This is a genomic window from Plantactinospora sp. CA-290183 (genome assembly GCF_050936375.1).
GTDB lineage: Bacteria > Actinomycetota > Actinomycetes > Mycobacteriales > Micromonosporaceae > Plantactinospora.
Map to the genome: position 1 here is coordinate 1 of NZ_JBNJMX010000025.1, position 17,929 is coordinate 17,929.

Annotated in this window: 13 protein-coding genes and 2 pseudogenes; 10 read left to right on the top strand and 5 right to left on the bottom strand. The window is 68.7% G+C overall.

The window, feature by feature from the left end; all coding sequences use genetic code 11:
• The first annotated feature begins 339 nt into the window (after nt 1-339).
• Nucleotides 340-1,236 carry a hypothetical protein gene (locus tag ACQEUR_RS22355; RefSeq protein ID WP_433034466.1) on the top strand — a complete coding sequence of 299 codons (897 nt, stop codon included), beginning with the start codon at nt 340-342 and terminating at the stop codon, nt 1,234-1,236.
• Between the two features lie 455 nt (nt 1,237-1,691).
• On the opposite strand, the gene ACQEUR_RS22360 is transcribed toward ACQEUR_RS22355, so the two are convergent.
• Entirely contained in the window at nt 1,692-2,588 is an 897-nt protein-coding gene (locus ACQEUR_RS22360; RefSeq protein WP_433034468.1) for a C40 family peptidase, read from the bottom strand.
• A gap of 110 nt (nt 2,589-2,698) precedes the next feature.
• Nucleotides 2,699-3,022 carry a peptidoglycan-binding domain-containing protein gene (locus tag ACQEUR_RS22365; protein WP_433034470.1) on the bottom strand — a complete coding sequence of 108 codons (324 nt, stop codon included), beginning with the start codon at nt 3,020-3,022 and terminating at the stop codon, nt 2,699-2,701.
• A 699-nt stretch (nt 3,023-3,721) separates the two neighbouring features.
• Here ACQEUR_RS22365 and ACQEUR_RS22370 point away from each other — a divergent pair.
• Entirely contained in the window at nt 3,722-6,958 is a 3,237-nt protein-coding gene (locus ACQEUR_RS22370; protein ID WP_433034472.1) for a BTAD domain-containing putative transcriptional regulator, read from the top strand.
• A gap of 237 nt (nt 6,959-7,195) precedes the next feature.
• On the opposite strand, the gene ACQEUR_RS22375 is transcribed toward ACQEUR_RS22370, so the two are convergent.
• Nucleotides 7,196-8,227 (bottom strand): fatty acid desaturase family protein, encoded by a 1,032-nt coding sequence (locus tag ACQEUR_RS22375; protein ID WP_433034474.1) that lies wholly within the window; start codon nt 8,225-8,227, stop codon nt 7,196-7,198.
• Between the two features lie 180 nt (nt 8,228-8,407).
• On the opposite strand from ACQEUR_RS22375, the pseudogene ACQEUR_RS22380 reads away from it, so the two are divergent.
• Both ACQEUR_RS22380 and ACQEUR_RS22385 read left to right on the top strand, forming a co-directional pair.
• A pseudogene (locus ACQEUR_RS22380) lies at nt 8,408-9,175 on the top strand (sensor domain-containing protein); the annotation flags it as partial.
• A gap of 420 nt (nt 9,176-9,595) precedes the next feature.
• Nucleotides 9,596-10,231, top strand: coding sequence for a LuxR C-terminal-related transcriptional regulator (locus ACQEUR_RS22385; protein WP_433034542.1), 636 nt, complete (start codon nt 9,596-9,598; stop codon nt 10,229-10,231).
• A gap of 188 nt (nt 10,232-10,419) precedes the next feature.
• Here the strand turns inward: ACQEUR_RS22385 and ACQEUR_RS22390 are convergent, their stop codons facing one another.
• Nucleotides 10,420-11,712, bottom strand: coding sequence for a serpin family protein (locus ACQEUR_RS22390; RefSeq protein WP_433034476.1), 1,293 nt, complete (start codon nt 11,710-11,712; stop codon nt 10,420-10,422).
• 347 nt (nt 11,713-12,059) lie between these two features.
• Between ACQEUR_RS22390 and ACQEUR_RS22395 the strand changes: the two genes are divergently transcribed.
• Both ACQEUR_RS22395 and ACQEUR_RS22400 read left to right on the top strand, forming a co-directional pair.
• Nucleotides 12,060-12,269: a hypothetical protein gene (locus ACQEUR_RS22395; RefSeq protein ID WP_433034478.1), complete on the top strand. Its 210-nt coding sequence runs from the start codon at nt 12,060-12,062 to the stop codon at nt 12,267-12,269.
• A 354-nt stretch (nt 12,270-12,623) separates the two neighbouring features.
• Nucleotides 12,624-13,157, top strand: a pseudogene (locus tag ACQEUR_RS22400) (IS701 family transposase); the annotation flags it as partial.
• Between the two features lie 17 nt (nt 13,158-13,174).
• Here the strand turns inward: ACQEUR_RS22400 and ACQEUR_RS22405 are convergent.
• The gene (locus tag ACQEUR_RS22405) at nt 13,175-14,095 is read right to left on the bottom strand and encodes an RNA polymerase subunit sigma-70 (protein ID WP_433034480.1); all 921 of its coding nucleotides are present in this window, start codon (nt 14,093-14,095) and stop codon (nt 13,175-13,177) included.
• Between the two features lie 134 nt (nt 14,096-14,229).
• Between ACQEUR_RS22405 and ACQEUR_RS22410 the strand changes: the two genes are divergently transcribed.
• From ACQEUR_RS22410 to ACQEUR_RS22425, 4 genes are all read left to right on the top strand, one after another.
• A complete protein-coding gene (locus ACQEUR_RS22410; protein WP_433034481.1) occupies nt 14,230-14,937 on the top strand; it encodes a DUF899 family protein in 708 nt (235 codons plus the stop codon).
• A gap of 7 nt (nt 14,938-14,944) precedes the next feature.
• Nucleotides 14,945-15,466 (top strand): hypothetical protein, encoded by a 522-nt coding sequence (locus tag ACQEUR_RS22415; RefSeq protein WP_433034483.1) that lies wholly within the window; start codon nt 14,945-14,947, stop codon nt 15,464-15,466.
• A gap of 188 nt (nt 15,467-15,654) precedes the next feature.
• The gene (locus ACQEUR_RS22420) at nt 15,655-16,335 is read left to right on the top strand and encodes a DUF624 domain-containing protein (protein WP_433034485.1); all 681 of its coding nucleotides are present in this window, start codon (nt 15,655-15,657) and stop codon (nt 16,333-16,335) included.
• A gap of 295 nt (nt 16,336-16,630) precedes the next feature.
• A complete protein-coding gene (locus ACQEUR_RS22425) occupies nt 16,631-17,902 on the top strand; it encodes an extracellular solute-binding protein (protein ID WP_433034487.1) in 1,272 nt (423 codons plus the stop codon).
• Nucleotides 17,903-17,929 lie beyond the last annotated feature (27 nt).

A 17,929-nucleotide genomic window follows, 5' to 3' on the forward strand; every position in this document is an offset into this window, starting at 1 on the left:
CCACACTTGTGCGATTGTGTAAGCAACGTACGGTTCTACCGTCCGTACTGCCCCATCGGAGAGAACCGCCCATGCCCTGGATGCGCGACGACGTGCGAGGCCCGGCGGGACCGTTTTCCCGTGCTCCGCGGGACCACCCTCGGCTCGTCCTGCTGGGGCCCGGCCGCGAGACCGGGCACCGACCGGCCGACGTGCCGGGCCCGTCCGTTGCCATCGCTCCGACAACCTGACTCTGAAAGGGTCCAGCTCAACATAATGATCAGTGGTTCGCGGAGGACGAGACGTCCGACGGCTCGAAGCTGGCCCTCCCGAACCTGCCCTACCTGGAGGAACTCCCCCATGCACAAATCCATCGTGACCGCCGCGAGGGCGCTGACCGCTGTCGCGACCGGTTTCGCCGTGACCGGAGTCGTCGTGCCCGCCCAGCCGGCGAGCGCGGCGCTCAGTGACGTTCCCGCGGACTGCAGTGTCTCCACAGCGGCGTACCGCTCCGATGGGCAGCGTCTCACCTACGTGTACTCCGGCGGCCAGACCAGCACCAAGGCCTACGCCAACGACATTCTGAGCTGGGTGCCGACGGCGCATCAGCAGATCGGCGCCTCCGGTGACGACACCAGCTTCCGCAGCACGGAGTACGCCGCACATCCGACCGACGGCCGGCTCTACAAGCTGAGCCGTCAGGGCGAGTTGGTCGACGGCGAGTGGCGTATCATGTCGTTCAGCTCCGGCCACTTCGCCATCGGGTTCGCCAACACCCGCATCCTCGCATCGGCGTCGCCGTACCTCTACCGTGTGGCGGGCAGTTCGCTCTACCGCTACACAGAGACCTACGTGAACGACGTGTTCACGCTCTCGCCACCGGTGCAGCTGGCCAGCACCGGCTGGGACACGGTCAACACACTGACCTACGAGCGCAGCGGCGGGACGGGCAGCGCCGCCGTGGACGTGCTGATCGGTACCAAGACCAACGGGGAGCTCAAGGAGTGGCGGATCAACCGGGCCACCCCGACGACGATCACCTCGAAGGTGCTGCGGGCGAGTGGCTGGGCACCCTTCACCAGCCTCAGCACGGGATACTGTGACGCACACCCCAATGGTCGGCCGCTGCTCGGGATCACCGCCGCCGGCGCGGCCTCCGTGCACTTCGACGCCAACAAGACGGACGGAGTCGGCACGGACATCAAGGGCGGCTCGCTCGGCTCGCTCGGCTGGACCGAGAAGGCCTACGGCCAGTAGCGGGAAAACCTCCGTGAGCCCGTCCGAGACCAGCCGTACTCGGACGGGCTCGTCCGGGGCCTGGTGCCGACGATCCCTGACCCGGGGTCGTCGGCACGACGCCGTCGTGAGTTCGAGTGAGACGCCGTGCCACACATTCGGTCCGCGCCGACGGCTCAGGTTGGCGAGGGTGTCGACCCGGATCGGTGCGGCGGCCGCGGTCATCACGGCTCGCCCGGCCGGGGTGTGCTCGACGGCCACCCCCGCTGGGCCGTTGCGGGCCCGATCACGGCGGTGCAGATGCCGGCGAACACGTCGAACAGAGTCGGGCGGCGTTGCGAACGCGGCAGCTCGGACGTGACGGACAGGACCGTTCACCTCCTCACAGGGTGAGCCGGGCCGAGGGCTCTGGAGAACGACAGGACGGGTCGTGGAAGCTGGTGGTCCAGGCGCTGCCGGCGCGGCTGTTGCGGATGTCATCCGTTGGCGACGGTCGAGACTCCGAGGATGCGGAAGGCCGCGACGCGGACGTTGCGGAGGCCGCCTTCGTCACGGACCGAGACCGTGGTGCCCGGTTCGGCAGCGTCGAGGATCCGGCCGTCCCCCTCCCAGAAGGCGACGTGGCCGACGGCTTCGCTGGTCGTCTTGTAGAAGATCAGGTCACCGACCTTCAGGTCCGGGTAATCGACCGTCTTGGCGTAGAACTTCCCCGGGGACTGGTGGTCCCTGGCCCAGTTCCACATGTCGACGGCGCGGCGGACCGGCCAGCCGGGGAAGTTGCCGATCGGGTTGTAGGAGGCGTAGACCAGGCCCGAGCAGTCATAGCCTGGGCCTACACCCTCCAGAACGTAGGGTGCGCCGAGCTTCGCCATGGCGTTCTTGTGACCGATCATCGTCCAGTTGAAGATCTCCCTCTCCTCGAAGCAGAAGGTCCCCTGCTCGGTCGTCCCGTTCTGGACCCTCACCCTGAGGTGGTTGATATTGGGGATGTTGTCGGGGTTCCAGTCGGACTTGAGCCCGACCTCGTGGTGACCGTTGCCGCCTCGGAGGACGAAGAAGGGGTCGCCACTGGGGAAGATGAACGGTGCGGCGCCGTGGTCGGCGTCGTGGGCCTGGATCCGGAGCACCGGGGAGATTTCGCTCGCCGTGCCGGTGTCCTCGACACGCCAGCGGACGGTCACCTTGTCGCCGGCCTTCCAGTCGACCTGAATGAAGGCCTCGGCCCCCGCGCAGGAGACGCTGAGCGTGCCACTGGGGTTGCTCAGACCGTCGGCAGACGCCGAAGGTGCCGCCACGAAGATGGCGCCGGCGACCGCGACGACGAAGGACATCATCAACGTCGTGATTCTGGTTTTCACGTGTTTCCCCTTCATAGCAAGATTCCTCTCATCGTGAAATCAAGGTCACGCGTTACCGCACGTCCACGGCTGCCAGCCGCGGGCCCGGTACAGGTCATAGGCGGCGTGAATGTTGTCCGCCGAGCTCAGCGCGTTGTCGACCTGCACCGCCAAGGTCGCTCCCGGCAGGTACTCGAACGGGTCACCGACCCGACGTCCCCGGTCATCGTCAGCCGGTTGCGTCCCTGAAACGCGAAGACCCGCATCCGCGTCGCCGCACCGAACACGCCGTCGGTGCCGAGCTGATTGCCGCAGTTGAGGCCCAACTCGTTGAGCCGCCGCTGCAACCGCTCGACGCAGCTTCCCGACTCGCCGTATTCGAGGTCCACATCGCACAGCATCGCCGCGCTCGTCGCGACATCGGCCGAAGCGGACGACATCGGCCATAGCACGCTCGTGGCGAGCGACACGAGTGCCGCGCACACCACCGTCGTCGCTGCTGATCGAGACCGGTTGTCTGTCGGACGCGGCGATCGCCGCGCAACCGCCGTCCTCATCACGTCCCCTGTCGTTCCGACGGCGCTCGCCCGGTTTCTCCTGGCGGCTGGCGAAAGGTAGCCATCGTCAGTGGCGCTTCCCTGTCCGTACTCCGCCCGTACCGCCGGGTACGCCGCCCGTACTGGACACCCGCCCACCCGAGGCGGCGGATCTCCTGCCGACGCCACCTGCCGACCGGCGCAGATCGGCCAGGCCAGCGCCGCGACGGCGGTGTCGGCCCTCATCCGCCCCGCGTGGTCGTCCGCTCCTCGGTTACCTCGCCCACACCGCCGCACTGGCCGCCGCACGCGCCAGAGGACGACATCGCCGCCTACGACGACCGCGGTTGCCGGGAGACCTCGTCCGTCCTGGTCATGGCCATTGTGATCACGGGAATCAGTACGCCGGGCGGTCCTGAGCCCTTTCGGCCGAACGCCTGCCGGACGAACACTCCAGGGCGGCTACCCACCAGCCGCCACCGTCCGCAGGACGATCGTCAGGAGACAGCCTTTCGGAGCACCGCCGGAAGCGACGGGTCGCACGATCATCCGTCACGGACGAGGCACGCACTAGAATCGTTTGGTGCCCCGAAGATCGCAGCTCAACGGTCTGGTCACCCGGTGTAGGCGCGAGTGACGGCGACAAGCCTCGGCGGACTGCTCCGAGCCTATCGCCGCCGAGCCGGGATGACGCAACGGCAACTCGCCGGTCGGGCGGGCGTGAGCGCGGGCGCGATCCGCGATCTGGAACAGGGCAGGACGAGAAGCCCGAAGCAACACTCGGTCCAGGCCATCGCCACCGCACTCGGGTTGAGCGGGCGCGACGTCGAGCAACTTCACGCCGCCGCCGAGGCCCATCGTGCACAACGCGCCGAAGCCGGTCCGGTCCATGGCGGCCCGCTGCGCATCCGGGTGCTCGGTCCGATCGAGGTCTGGCACGGCGACGTCCAGGCATCCCTCGGCTCCGACATCCAACGCACGCTGCTCGCGCGGCTCGCGCTCGGCGCCGGCGCAGCGGTCGGGCAGGACGAACTCGTCGAACTTCTGTGGCAGCACAGCAAAGCCCAGAACACGGCGAGGCTGCTGCACACGCACGTCGCCAGGTTACGGCGGCTGCTGACCGCCGACGGGCGAACCGACAACGTGCTCGTCGGCGGCCAGGCCGGGTACCGGCTCGCGGTCGGCGCCGACCACCTGGATCTGCTGACGTTCCGCGATCTCACCAGGCGGGCGGCGTACGACGCGCCGGAGGAGGCGTTGCACCAGCTCGCCGAGGCCGTCGCACTGTGGCGCGGTGACATCGACGCGGAGCGGGTGGCGTCGAGCCCGCTCTACACCGCGATAGCCACCGAGTACGCCACCACCGTCCAGACGTTCGCCGCGCTGGCGCGCGGTCTCGGCAAACCAGAACGGGCCCTCAAACCGGTGCGAGAGCTTGCGAATCGGCGTGAGCTGGACGAACCGCTGCATGTAGAGCTGATCCTGACCCTGGCCGCGAGCGGCCGGCAGGCAGAGGCACTCGCGGCGTACGACCGGATTCGGTCCGCACTCGCCGACCAGCTCGGCATCGATCCCGGCGAGCGGCTGCGGTCCGCCCAGATCGCGGTGCTCCGGCAGCAGCATCGGCACGTCGGACGGACGATGGGGTGGACGGCGATCCAGCAGGCACCCGCCGCGCCACCGGACTTCGTCGGCAGGTCGGACGAAATAGCCAGGATCGAGGCTGCGCTCGCCAGGACGGGCCAGGAGTCCGGACCGACCCCGTCCCGAATCGTGCTGGTTGCCGGCATCGCCGGAGTTGGTAAGACCGCTCTCGCGCTCGCCGCCGCACACCGGTTGCGCGCCAAATATCCCGATGGTCAGCTCTACGCCGACCTGCGTGGCACCAGCGCGACCGCACCGGAACCGATGCGGGTGCTCGGCCGGTTCCTGCGCGCGCTCGGCGTGCCGAGCAGGCAGATCGGGACCGACGAGAACGAGGCGGCCGCGTTGTTCCGCAGCGAGCTCGCCAACCGGCGGATGCTGGTGCTCCTGGACAACGCACATGGCGCCGGCCAGGTCCGGCCCCTGCTGCCAGGAACGGGCGGCAGCGACTTGATCATTACCAGCCGACGCCGGATGCCTGGCCTTGCCGGTGCGAGTGTCATCGACCTCGAACCGCTCAACCCGGAGGAGTCGATCGCCCTGATCGCCGCGACCGCAGGATCGCAGCGGACCAGCGCCGATCCCGACGGGGCGGCCGCGCTCGCTGAGGCCTGCGCACGGCTGCCGCTCGCGCTGCGCATCGCAAGCGCGAGGCTGGCCACCCGGCAGGCATGGACCATCGGCGACCTGACTCGCCGGCTGCAGGACGACAACCGCAGACTCACCGAGCTGTCCACCGGTGAGTCGAGCATGCTCAGCAGTTTCCAGCTCAGCTACGCGGACCTGAGTACCGTGGCCCAGCGGGCGTTCCGGTTGTGCAGCATGCACCCGGGTGACGACTTCGGCGCCGATGGCACCGGTGTCCTGCTGGGGATGCCGGCGGCCGAGGCTGACCGCGTACTGGAGGACCTGCTCGAGGCGAACATGCTGATGCAGTACACGAGGGACCGCTACCGGTTCCATGACCTGCTCGGCCTGTACGCCCGCCGACTACTCGCCGACGACGCCGAGGGCGAACCGGCACGCGCCCGGCTGTACAGCTGGTACGCCGACGCGGTGACGGCCGCGATGGAATGGGTGTACCCGCAGCTCGTCCGGCTCGACACGCATGCCGAGCGGGAGACGTTCTTCGCCACCGAAGCCGACGCGCTCGCCTGGCTGGACGTCGAGCTGCCCGCGTTGCTCGCCGTTGTCAGGCACGCGGCCGGGTCCGCCGACCCTTCGCTGGCCTGGCGGATCACCGACCAGCTCCGCGGCTACTTCCTGATCCGCCGGCACATCGACGGCGCGCTGCCCGCGGCGGAGGCAGGTCTGAACGCGGCCGACAGAGCCCGCGATGACGTCGCGCGGACCGCGATGTTGATCAGCCGCGCTCAGGCGCTGTGGTCGGTCGCCCGGGACGAGGAGGCGCTGTCCGACTGCCTCGCCGGCGAGCAGCTCGCGGTCACCACCGGCTGGACGACGGCCGCGGCGTACCTGTCCCATCACATCGGGTGGCTCTATCTGGAGCAGGGCAAGCTCACCGACGCGGAGGAGTGGCTGCGCCGAGCGCTTGAGCTGACCGAGGACGACCAGCTCGGTCACGTGCGGGCGGTCGCGCTCAACGGACTCGGGGTGATGCGGCTGTGCCAGGGCGAGCTGCGGGACGCCGTCGACCTACTCAACGCGGCGCTGGAGATCAACGAGGCGACCGGCCGGGAGACGTCGGCGCTGGCCAATCGGGGCAACCTGGCGAGCGCGCTACGTCAGCTCGGTGCGGAGGCGCGTGCCTCCGAACTGCTCACCACCGTGCTCGCGGCGTACCGGAGCACGTCGAACCTGCGCGGCGAGATGTCCACCTTGGACGAGCTGAGTCAGCTGCACCTCCAGCGTGGCGACGCCGCCACCGCGCTGGAGGTGGCGAGGCGGGCGCACGACTTGGCGATCGCGGTACGCGACAGGAAGGCCACGGCACAGACCGCGGCCACTGCGGCCCAGGCATACCTCGCGCTCGGAGACGCGACGGCCGCCGCCCAGTGGTTCGAGCACTGCGTGACGATCGCGCACAACGCCTACCCGTTCGTGGAGGCACGGGCACTGGTCGGCTTCGCCACCGCCCGGCTCTCCGCCGGTGACCCGGTCTCGGCGAGCTACGCCGCCGAGCAGGCCGTGGCGATCGCCGGATCCTGCGGTTTCCGCCTGCTCGAAAGAGCGGCCTTGGCCGCGCTGCACGCGTCGAGACGATAAACAGAACCGGTCGGCGGGTGGCGGACCAGGTCGGTGGACGTGCCCGCGCGATGGGCAGCAGCACGTCGCGCGGGCACGGCATCGGGTGGGGCCGGTCCGCACCCGATGGCCGGGGGCGGCCGCGGTTGAACCGCCCCGGTTTTCCTAGCGGCTGAATGGGGTGGGACGTCGCCTCGGTGAGGCGGGATTCGGCGGGTTGGTGCGGGGTTTCGAAGTCGGCTGGTGGCAGGTCAGCGCTTAGCGTGCCGCGTGTTCGGCGCGGGCCGGTGCACCGACCTGGTGCAGATATCGCAGGGCTTGACGGTAGGAGGTGATGAGGCTGGTCTGTTCGTAGGCGACGCCGATTTCCGCGCAGTATGCCTGCACGATCGGCTGGGCCTTACGCAGGTTGGGGGTCGGCATGCCGGGGAACAGGTGATGCTCGATCTGGTAGTTCAGGCCACCCAGCGCCGCGTCGGTCAGCCAGCCGCCCCGGACGTTACGGGAGGTCAGCACCTGCTTGCGGAGGAAGTCCTCCTCGCCGGTCGGGTGCGGCATGCCTTTGTGGTTGGGTGCGAATGTCATGCCGAGGTAGACGCCGAACAGTGCCTGGTGTACCAGCAGGAAGGCGATGGCCTGTAGCGGCGAGAGGACGATCAGCAGTGCCGAGAGGTAGCCGACGGCGTGCAGGATCAGCAGTGCGTATTCCAGACGGGGGCGCTTGACCGTTCCGTTGCGCAACGCCTTGATGCTGGACACCTTCAGGTCGGCGGCGAGCAGGGCGAGAAGCGGGAAGAACAGCACGGCCTGGTGCCGGGTGATGAAGCCCTTCAACCCGCGCCGGCCGATGGCCGACTCCGTGGCCCAGATGAGCACCTCGGGCGCCACGTCCGGGTCGAGGTCGTCATGGTTGGGATTGTTGTGATGACGGGTGTGCTTGTCCATCCACCAGCCGTAACTCATTCCGACGCCGAGGTTCCCAGCCAGCCGTCCGGCGAATTCGCCGGGGCGTTTGGTGCGGAACACCTGGCGGTGTGCCAGGTCGTGCGCCACGAGCGCGACCTGGGTGAAGGTGACGGCGAGGAACGCTGCTGTCACCAACTGCCACCATGACGAGCCGATGAGGAAGAACGCGGTCCAACCGCCGAGGAACATGAGCGCGACGACGGTCAGCCGTGCGATGTAGTAGGCGGGCCGGCGCTGCATCAGCCCCTCGCCGCTGATCCGGCGCGACAGGGCGGCGAAGTCGCTGCCAGCCGCTTTCCGGGACGGCATCACGGTGGTTGTCATGCTTCTATCAAACCGCTCGGCGCCTGGATCGTCAGGAGCGCTACGTCCTCCAGCGCGGAGGTGCTAGCACCACGATTGAGCCGTGGATCCGCGGGCACAATATGACCTGTGGACGTGGCCGGGACTGGCGAAGGGTTGGGCCGGTGGGCCCGCAGCGGCGCGCGTTCCGTGCTGGCCGGCATGGCCGGGATCGGCCTGGCGTTCACCAACGTGCCGCTGCTCGCGGTGTCCGTTGTCGCGTTGGCCCTGACTCCGGTGCCGTTCCTCGGTCTGGCGTTGGTGCCCTGGACGATGACGCTGGTTCGGATGCGCGCCGATCTTGAGCGCAGACGTGCCTCACGGACCGGTGTCCTGGTGACACGCCCGTACCATCCGCCCCCGGCGGGGGCCGTGGCCGGTGGCTGGCAGCGCTTCCGGTGGACCGTGACCGACCCGGCCACCTGGCGCGACCTCGCCTGGCTCGTGCCCGGCGCGATCGTCGGACTCACGCTCGGGACGATCTGCGTGGTCGTACCGTTGTACGGGCTCGCGGGTCTGACGCTGACACCGCTGTGGATCTGGCTCGGCACCGGCTGGTACGGGTACGGCGCCGTCTGGTCCATCGACACGTTCAGCGACGCGCTGCTCTGCCTGCCGCAAGGCGCCGTCATCCTCGCCGGCGGCCTGTGGGTGGCGCCGTGGCTGCGCCGCGTCGACGCACACTTCGCCCGGCTCTTCCTCGCGCCGACCAGGTCCACCGAACTCCGGCTGCGCGTCACGCAGCTGACGGTGACCCGCGCTGACACCGTGGACGCCCAGGCGGCGGAGCTGCGCCGCATCGAGCGCGACCTGCACGACGGCGCCCAGGCCCGGCTGGTGGCGCTGAGCATGAACATCGGGCTCGCCGAGGCGCTGATGGCCCGCGACCCCGACGCCGCGCAGCGACTGCTGGCGGAGGCGCGGGACTCCAGCGGGACGGCCCTCGGCGAGCTGCGGGCCCTGGTCCGCGGCATCCACCCGCCGGTGCTCGCCGAGCGCGGCCTCGACGGCGCGGTCCGCGCGCTGGCACTCAGCCTCCCGGTACCGATCACGGTCGAGGCCGACCTGCCGGGCCGGCCGGAGGCGCCGGTCGAGTCGGCGGCCTACTTCGCGGTGGCGGAGTCGCTCGCCAACGTGGTCCGGCACAGCCGGGCGAAGCTGGCCCGGGTCAGGCTGAGTCACCACCGGGGACGGCTCAGCCTGGTGGTGGCGGACGACGGCGTCAGGAGGCGCCGACCCCACGGCCGGGACCGGGCTGCGCGGGATCCGGCGCCGGCTCGCCGCGTTCGATGGCACGATCACGCTGTCCAGCCCGCCCGGGGGACCCACCGTCATCACCATGGAGTTGCCGTGCGCGTTGTCATCGCCGAGGACCATGCCCTCCTCCGTGACGGGCTGACCCGGCTCCTACAGGCCTTCGACTTCGACGTCGTCGCAGCGGTCGACAACGGCCCGGCGCTGCTGCCCGCCCTGATCACACACAAGCCACAAGTGGCGGTCATCGACGTCCGCCTTCCCCCGACCTTCACCGACGAAGGGTTGCAGGCCGCGATCGCGGCCCGCACCCAGATCCCCGGCCTGCCGATCCTGATGCTCTCCCAACACGTCGAGCCCCTGTACGCCCGCGAACTGCTCGGCACCCCGCACGGCGGTGTCGGCTACCTGCTCAAGGATCGCGTGTCGAACGTCGGCGAGTTCGTCGACGCCGTCCGCCGGGTCGCCGGCGGCGGCACCGCCATGGACCCCGAAGTGATCTCGCAACTGCTCGCCCGCCGGGAGCCACTCGCGGTGCTCACCGCCCGGGAACGCGAGGTGCTCGGCGTGATGGCTGAAGGCCGCTCCAACGCCGCGGTCGCGGCCAAACTCCGGATCACCGAGAAAGCCGTGAGCAAGCACATCAACAACATTCTCACCAAACTAGACATGCCACCCTCCGACGACGACAACCGCCGTGTCCTCGCCGTCCTCGCATACCTCAACCCCTGAAAGCAGGTCGATGGACACCAGAACACCCACACGTTCCGGCTCGGCTGGCGTCGCCGGTGCTCAGCTGCGATGTTGTCGGGACGGCGGCAGTGCCTGCTAATGCCGCGATTCGCTCGTTACACGAAGTGACGAGTCTTTCCCGACTCACAGCGCGGGTCAACCGAAGATCTCGACCGATCCCGGTCCGGTCAGGGCGGGCCGGTGACCAGCGGGTCGTGGACCCGGCCGATGAACAGCGGTACGCCGGTGAGCTGGTCGTGGATGACGTACAGGAATGGCCGGTTGACGAAGAACTGCGGCCCTTGCGGGACCGACGGCGGCGGGATGATGACGGCCGACGCGGCTGCGGCCTCGGTACCCTTCTCGTCCACCGCGATGAAGGTCTCGTGCACCACGTCGTCGACGTACAGGGCCGGGTCGGTGCTCATGGCGGTGAAGTCGGCCCGCGGCGTGAACGCCGTGGGCATGCCGAGGCTGCCCAGCGCGGCACCCAGCTCGGCCGGCAGGCGGAACGTCCACCGGGGCAGGTGCAGCCGGACATCGGTCATCCGGAACCCGGTCAACAACGCGCTCAGCCAGGTCACATCGAGATTCGCCTCGACCGCGGCGAGATCGTCCCGGGTCGGCATGACGATGGCCATGGCCAGCTCGCCGCCCGCGTAAGGCACGTCGACCGCACGCCACCCGTCCCCCTCCAGGTAGCCCATCCTGTTGAACGACGCGCGCATGATCGCGACGTCGACGACGCTGCCGTCATCCCGGGTGAACGGCCCCACCGCCGTGGCCGTCGCGGCGAACGGGTACCGCCAGGCCGCCATGAGATAGGTCGTGTTGGTGAGGATCAGGCTGGTGTCGGGGCTCACGGCGCCGGACCCCAACAGTTCCGGGACCTTCGCGTTGGTCCGGTCGGACACCCAGGTGTTGATCTCCTGACGAGCCACCTCCGGCGTACCACGGAAGTCGACCGGGTGCGGCGCGGCGCCGTAGTAGCCGGCCAGGATGTCCCGGAACCCGGGTCGCAGACCCAGATCGAACCGTGTCCACAGGGCGTTGGCCGTGGTCAGTCGGGCCCTTTTGGTTCCGTCGCCGTCCTGGTACCGGCCGGCGAGCATCTGGTCGACGGTGTTGAACCCGCTGTCGAGCGCGCCGGGTCGCGGATACGGCGCGTGGAGCACGGCATCCATCTCGTCCGCCGTGGTCGAGCCGGCGCCCGCCCTGGTCATCGCGAGCGCGAGCCCGACCGAGTACGGCGCGCACACCACGTTGCCGCCTGGATGGATCGACGCCAGGGTGCGGTAGAGGTCGGCCGTGAAGCCGCGTACCGCAGTCGCGGCGGCCCCCGCCGTAGCCGGGTCGGGAGGTACGCGCACCGGATCCGTCGACGTCGACGACCCGCCGAGCCAGCGGGGAGGGCCTGGGGCGGCGGTGAGGGCAGCGACCGCCAGCGGTACCGCCCGCAGGACCGATCGACGCGAGACCATGCAGCGACGGTAGAGCAGTCCTACGGGCAGGCGCCAGGTACAGGTCCTGAATTCATAGAAGTTCGGCAATGTTCGCCGCCTGTGCGGAAGAAGCTGCGCATGCCGGCTCCGGTGGACCGCTGGGCGCGAACGATGCTCGGCGTGATCCGGGCCTTCCATCTCGCGGATCCGGTTGGAGACGTAAAGCGTCGTCGCTTCTGCCGGCCAGAGTGTGTGCTGGGTGGATCTGGCGTAGGGCGTGTCACCTTGACGCTCGGTCAGGCGCGCGGCACCCCGCCCGGATCGGTGGCCGCCGATCCGGCGAAGTGGCGTTAGGGTGGCGGTACCGAGCGCGGAGGAGGTCGACCGTGGACACGGTGAGGGTCATCCTGATGATCGCCGCGAGCGCACTGGTCCTCACGGCCCTGCTGTACGCGGTCATCGGCCGGCGGTGGAGCTTCGGCCAGAGCGTCCTGTGGGTGGTCGTGATCCTGCTGGTTCCCCTGCTCGGCAGCGTGGTGTTCCTGGTCGTCGACCACATGAGGGCGAACGACCGGCGTCGGGCGGCGACCGGCTAGTACTCAGCCGTACCTGCGGTTCCTGGCGTCAGGGTACGTCAGCGGCATGGCCGACGTCCTGCCCGTGCCGATGCGACAGCTATCAGCATCGATGATAGTCGCCCGACCTGCCAGATGATCGCACTTCGTGTCTGATGCCCCTTCGTGGCGGGCTGGGCACGCTATCGCGCTTGTGTTGGCCGATTACATCGTCGGGTGGCGGGCGGGTCCGGACAAGCCGCTGCCGCGGTTCGCGCACCGGTTCGGGTCGCACCGCGGGCGGGGACCCAGCTAGTACTCCAACGTCACTTGGTTTCGGCGTTGGGCGTGGCGTCAGCATGACGACGGCCACCGCGTTGATCATCGATGGTTTGTGAGTGGCAGCAGCATAGTTGCGGGCCGGGAGCGAAAGGTCCCTGCGACTATCTGTGGGCCTGGGTCACCACCGCCACCAGCCCCGGTGAGCACCGGTGGCTGCTCATCCGCCGCAACCGCACCACCAGCGAGCTGGCCTTCTACCTGTGCTGGTCACCTCGCACGGTGCCGCTACACACCCTCGTGACCGTCGCCGGCTCCCGCTGGAGCATCGAGGAGTTGTTCCAGACCGGTAAAGGCCAGGTCGGCCTTGACCACTACCAGGTCCGCGGCTGGACCGGCTGGCACCGGTTCATCACCCTGGCCATGCTCGCCCTGGCCGTCCTGACCCTCCTCGCCGCCACCACCGCGCAGCAGCCCGACCCCGACCCGGAGATCATCGCGTTGACCGTCGCCGAGATCCGCCGACTCCTCAGCGCCTTCGTCCTCGCCCTGCCACTACCCCCAGCGCACACCCTGCACTGGTCCACCTGGCGACGAACATCCCAAGTCCGAGCCCGGCGATCCCACTACAAGCGCAGACTCGGCCACTGAGCTTGAGACTTACTCGTCTAGGGCTCGAGCGTGGCGGGCATGCTGAAGGCGGCGACGTGACGGGCACCGATGAAGGCGTTGCTCTCTACGATCTTCCCGTTCTCGATCCGGAGTACGTCGACGACCAACGCCTCGTAGTGCGGGCTGCCGGGCCGGCGGAGATAGTTGATCAGTGCCGGGCGCCCGTTGGCCGAGGTGGGGAACGTACGCCAGTCGAGCGGTCGGCCAAGGAACTCCGCGGCCGCGTCGATCCCGACGACCGGCGGCTCGGGCGGCATCGTGATCCGTACGTCCTCGGCGAGCAGTGCCCGGATCGTCTCCGGGTCCTTCGCGTTGGCGTAGCGGCGCAGGATCTCTTCGTCCTCGCTGGTGAGCTGCGGGCGGCGCCAGTCCTTCGGGTCCGACGGAGCGCGCCGCCGGAGGGTGTGGCGGGCCCGCTGGAGGAGGCTGTTGACGGCCGCTACGGCGGTGTCGAGCGCGGCGGCGATCTCCTGCGGCGTCCAGCCGTAGACGTCGCGCAGCACGAAGGCCGCCCGCTGCCGCGGCGGCAGGTACATGAGCGCTGCGATCACGGCCAGCTCGACGGTCTCCCGGGCGGCGAGACCGGTCTGCGGATCGTCGGCCAGCAGGGCGTCGGGATAGGGACCGAGCTCGGTGGACCACTCCAGCGGGTCACCATACGGTACCGTCCGGTGACCGGCCGCCTTGCGGCTGTCGAGGAAGACGTTCGTGGCGATCCGGTAGAACCAGGTGCGCGCCGACGCCCGCCCCTCGAAGCGGTCGCGAGCCCGCCAGGCACGTAGGAAGGTCTCCTGCACCAGGTCGTCCGCGTCGGTGACGTTCCCGGCGAGGCGGTAGCAGTGCACGTGTAGCTCACGCCGGTGCTCGTCGAAGGCGCGCTGCAGCCAGACCGCCTGCTCGTCAGGCGAGTCGGACATGTGATCTCCCCGGGGCTGAGTGCTCACAACCGTACTGACGACCGCGGACCCCATCCGTCATCGGTCACCGATGACGATCGCCGACTCGGTCGTCTGTACCTGTGACCGATCCCCACTCCACGAAGGAGATAGCCATGACGGCAACCCCCGCGTCCAGCGCCGCCGCGCCCCCGGTCGTCGACCGGGAGACCTGGCTGCGCGAGCGCAACGAACTGCTGGTCCGGGAGAAGGCCCATACCCGCGAAGGAGACGCGATCGCAGCCGCTCGTCGTCAGCTGCCGATGACCCTGATGCCGACGGTGACGGTGCGGGGCCCTGGCGGGGACACCCCGCTGGTGGAGGTGTTCGAGGGCCGCCGGATGCTCATCGCCTACTTCCACATGTGGCACGACGGCAAACCGTACGAGCATCAGTGTGAGGGGTGCACCTTCTCGACCTGTCACATGCAGATGCTGGACTACCTGCACGCTCGGGACGTCACCTACGCCGTGTTCTGCCAGGGTCCCTACGACGAAAGTGCCCCGTTCGCGGAGTTCATGGGCTATAGGTTCCCCTGGTATTCGGCGAAAGACTCCGACCCGGCTCTGGCCGACGGTCGCGGCTTCGGGTTCATCGCGTGCTACCTGCGCGACGGCGACGAGGTCTACGAGACCTACTGGACCACCGGGCGGGGCGTGGAGGCGTTGATGACCACCTACCACGCCCTGGACCTCACGGTGTACGGCCGGCAAGAGAACTGGGAGAACTCGCCTGAAGGCTGGCCGCGGGTCACCGGGCACCCGTGGCGTCTCAACGGCCGCCCCACCGCGCAATGGTCACGCCCCGGCGTCGCACCGCGATGACGTCCTGATGATCGAGGTGATCATGCTCGGGTCGGCCGCGGTGTCAGCCTGCTGCTGCGTCGTGCCGCGGGCGGGCGCTTCCCGCAGAGCCCGAATGCTTGCGGGTGCGATGGTGGCTGTCATGGTCGCGGTGACCCTCGACGCCGCACCGGTTGTGCAGTACGCGGGCACGATGCTGCTCCTGGCCTTGGCGGTGGCAATCGTCGTCGGCGGTCCGACCGAGCGCGGCCCGGAGGTGGAGTGGCACCGTATGGCCGGGGCCGTGCTCATGGCGCTCGCCGTGCTGATGCATCAACACGGTGAGTCGATGGCTACCCACCACATGGCCGCCGGGCCCCGGACGGGCCACGGCACCGTCACCGGCCATGACGCGGCGCTCGTGTTGCTACGCGCCGCCACGGCGGCTTACCTCTGCTGGATGGCGACCGCACTCGTCCGGCTGCGCAATCGACCGATCACGGACCTGCTCCGTTGGGAGCACCTGGCCATGGGGGCAAGCCTCGCGGTCATGATCTTCTTCATGAGCTAGCCGAGTAGGCCAGCCGGCAGATCAAATGACGTTGGAGTACTAGGGGAGACAGTCCGCGGCAGCCCTCGAGGTAACCCCTTTCCTGGCGTTGACTTTGAGACGATTCAAAGCTACGGTCGCTCACACATTTGAATCTGTAACCGCTCGCCACGAGGCAGGCCAGCGTGCAGCAACGAGTTCCGTCTCCCATGTTTGCTCCATCCGATCGACCACGCGCAGCGACCGCGGCTGGTTGGGCGACAAGGTTCTACGAGGCAGCCGACGAGGTCTTCTGGGCGGCTGAGCTCAACCTGCTCTGGCTGGTGTTCACGCTTGCGGGCGGCGTGGTCCTGGGGATCGGCCCCGCCGACCAGCGGGGCCCAGCAGCCGCCGGCCGCAGCCCTGTCGGCGGGAACATAGGTGTGCCGATTAGGTCCCTGGCCGGCATTCGTCGCCGTGTACCGACGAGAGTTCAGACGTGGCTCTCTCCTGGTCCTTCCCCTGGCCGGGACGACCGTCCTCAACTACTTCTACTTCGCCTCACTCGGATCGGCAGGGACGGCTTTCCGGCTGGCCACCTTCGCGGCAATCCTCGCCCTGGTCGTGATCGCGACGTACCTGCTGCCCATGTCCGTGCACTACAACCTGCGAACGTCCAGCAGCTTCCCCAAAGCCTCGCTGTTTGCCCTCACTCGTCCGGCCGCCTCCGTCCTGCTGCGCGCGCACTGTTCACCTTCGCAGGCTTGTCGTGCGCACCGCCACCGCGACGTACGCCGGCTCCTTGGCAGCTCGTGGTCGCCGTCGGCGGCTGGATCCAGCTGGACACCTGGCTATGTCTGCGCCTCTTCGCCGAGAACGAGGCGCGTCTACACGCGAAAGGACTGTCATGAAGATGGTGTCCCGGCCACGGCGGTTACTGGTCGCCGCACTCGCCCTGACCACCGCCCTGGCCGTCACCGCCTGCGGCGACGAGGAGGAGCCGGCCTCGCTCGACACGATCACCGTGATGACCAAGCTGTTCGGCACCGCGCCCGACCCGGGCGGCGGCGGCGAAGAGCACCGGCAAGCCGTCCAGAAGCTGATCGGCAAGAAGCTCGACGTCACCTGGGTACCCAACGCGGACTACAACGACAAGCTCAACGTCACGTTTTTTTTTTTTGCGCCAGCTGCAGCATCCCCGACCTGGTGGTCGCGAACGAGAAGAGCCCGTCGTTCATCCGGGCCGCCGACGCCGGCGCCTTTCCTGGGACTCGGCCGGCGAGCCTCGATGCAAGTACCGCGGAACCTCGAGCCCCCAGACGGCGCTGGACCGCGCGCAACGTCATGGTCAACGGCAAGACCTACGGCATCTACCGCACACGGCCGCTGCTGCGGTCGGCCGTCGTGTACCGGAAGGACTGGCTGGCGAAGGTCGGTCTGCCGGAGCCGCAAACGGTCGACGACCTGTACCGGATCGCCAAGGCGTTCACCGAGCAGGACCCGGACGGCAACGGCAAGAAGGACACGTACGGACTGATCATCCCGAAGTGGCCCGGCAACTACGCGAGCAGCAGCCCGTACGACACGATGGAAACGTGGTTCGGTGCGCCCAACGGTTGGGGTATGCGCGACGGCAAGCTCGTGCCCGGGTTCGACACCGAGGAGTTCTACCAGGCCAACCGGTTCATGAAAAGGTGGATCGACGAGGGCTTGGTCAACCCGGACTTCGCCACGCTCGACGCCGGCAGTTGGATCGACCCGTTCGTCCAGGGCAAGGGCGGCATGATCATCGATGTCAACGTCAAGGGCACCGAGCTGGCCACCCGGTTCAGGCAGCAGGACCCGAAGGACTTCGACAAGGTCGCCATGGTGGGCAACATGAAGCGGTCCGACGGCCAGAAGTTCTCCCTGCCGTTCACCGGGTACCTCGACGTCCTGGCCATCTCGAAACAGCGGATCCGGACCGATGAGCAGTTGGAACAGGTGCTCCAGACGCTGGACAAGCTCCAGTCCCCGGAGGGCTCGGCCCTGCTGACCAACGGCATCGAAGGCCGCAACTACCGGCTCGAGGACGGGAAGGCCGCCCTGATCAACCAGGACGACGCCCAGGTCAAGGTCATCCAGAACGACGTCGACAAGGCCTTCATCCAGTTGGGCACCCGGGCCAGCGTCGGCTCCGGCCAGTACCCGTTCAAGTTCGACAACGAGATCGAGCAGAAGCTGTTCGACCAGCGGGAAACGCTGATGCAGGAGGACCTGAAGACGGCGGTGCACAACCCGGCGCTCCCGGTCGTCGCGCCGACGGCCGTCGAGAAGGGCCAGACGCTGGACCTGATCATTCCCGACGCACGGATCAAGTACCTGTCCGGCGCGATCAGCGAGGAGCAGCTGCGAGCCGAGGTCAAGCGCTGGTACGACAGCGGCGGCACCCAGGTGGCACAGGAGGTCAACGACCTGGTTTCCAAGCTCCCCAAGTGACGGATCCGAAGGGCCCGGTCCCCGGGC

Coding starts and splice junctions, on each gene's coding strand:
- ACQEUR_RS22355 (WP_433034466.1), top strand. CDS start 340: ATGCACAAATCCATCGTGACCGCCGCGAGGGCGCTGACCGCTGTCGCG.
- ACQEUR_RS22360 (WP_433034468.1), bottom strand. CDS start 2,588: ATGAAGGGGAAACACGTGAAAACCAGAATCACGACGTTGATGATGTCC.
- ACQEUR_RS22375 (WP_433034474.1), bottom strand. CDS start 8,227: ATGACAACCACCGTGATGCCGTCCCGGAAAGCGGCTGGCAGCGACTTC.
- ACQEUR_RS22390 (WP_433034476.1), bottom strand. CDS start 11,712: ATGGTCTCGCGTCGATCGGTCCTGCGGGCGGTACCGCTGGCGGTCGCT.
- ACQEUR_RS22405 (WP_433034480.1), bottom strand. CDS start 14,095: ATGTCCGACTCGCCTGACGAGCAGGCGGTCTGGCTGCAGCGCGCCTTC.
- ACQEUR_RS22410 (WP_433034481.1), top strand. CDS start 14,230: ATGACGGCAACCCCCGCGTCCAGCGCCGCCGCGCCCCCGGTCGTCGAC.
- ACQEUR_RS22415 (WP_433034483.1), top strand. CDS start 14,945: ATGATCGAGGTGATCATGCTCGGGTCGGCCGCGGTGTCAGCCTGCTGC.
- ACQEUR_RS22420 (WP_433034485.1), top strand. CDS start 15,655: ATGTTTGCTCCATCCGATCGACCACGCGCAGCGACCGCGGCTGGTTGG.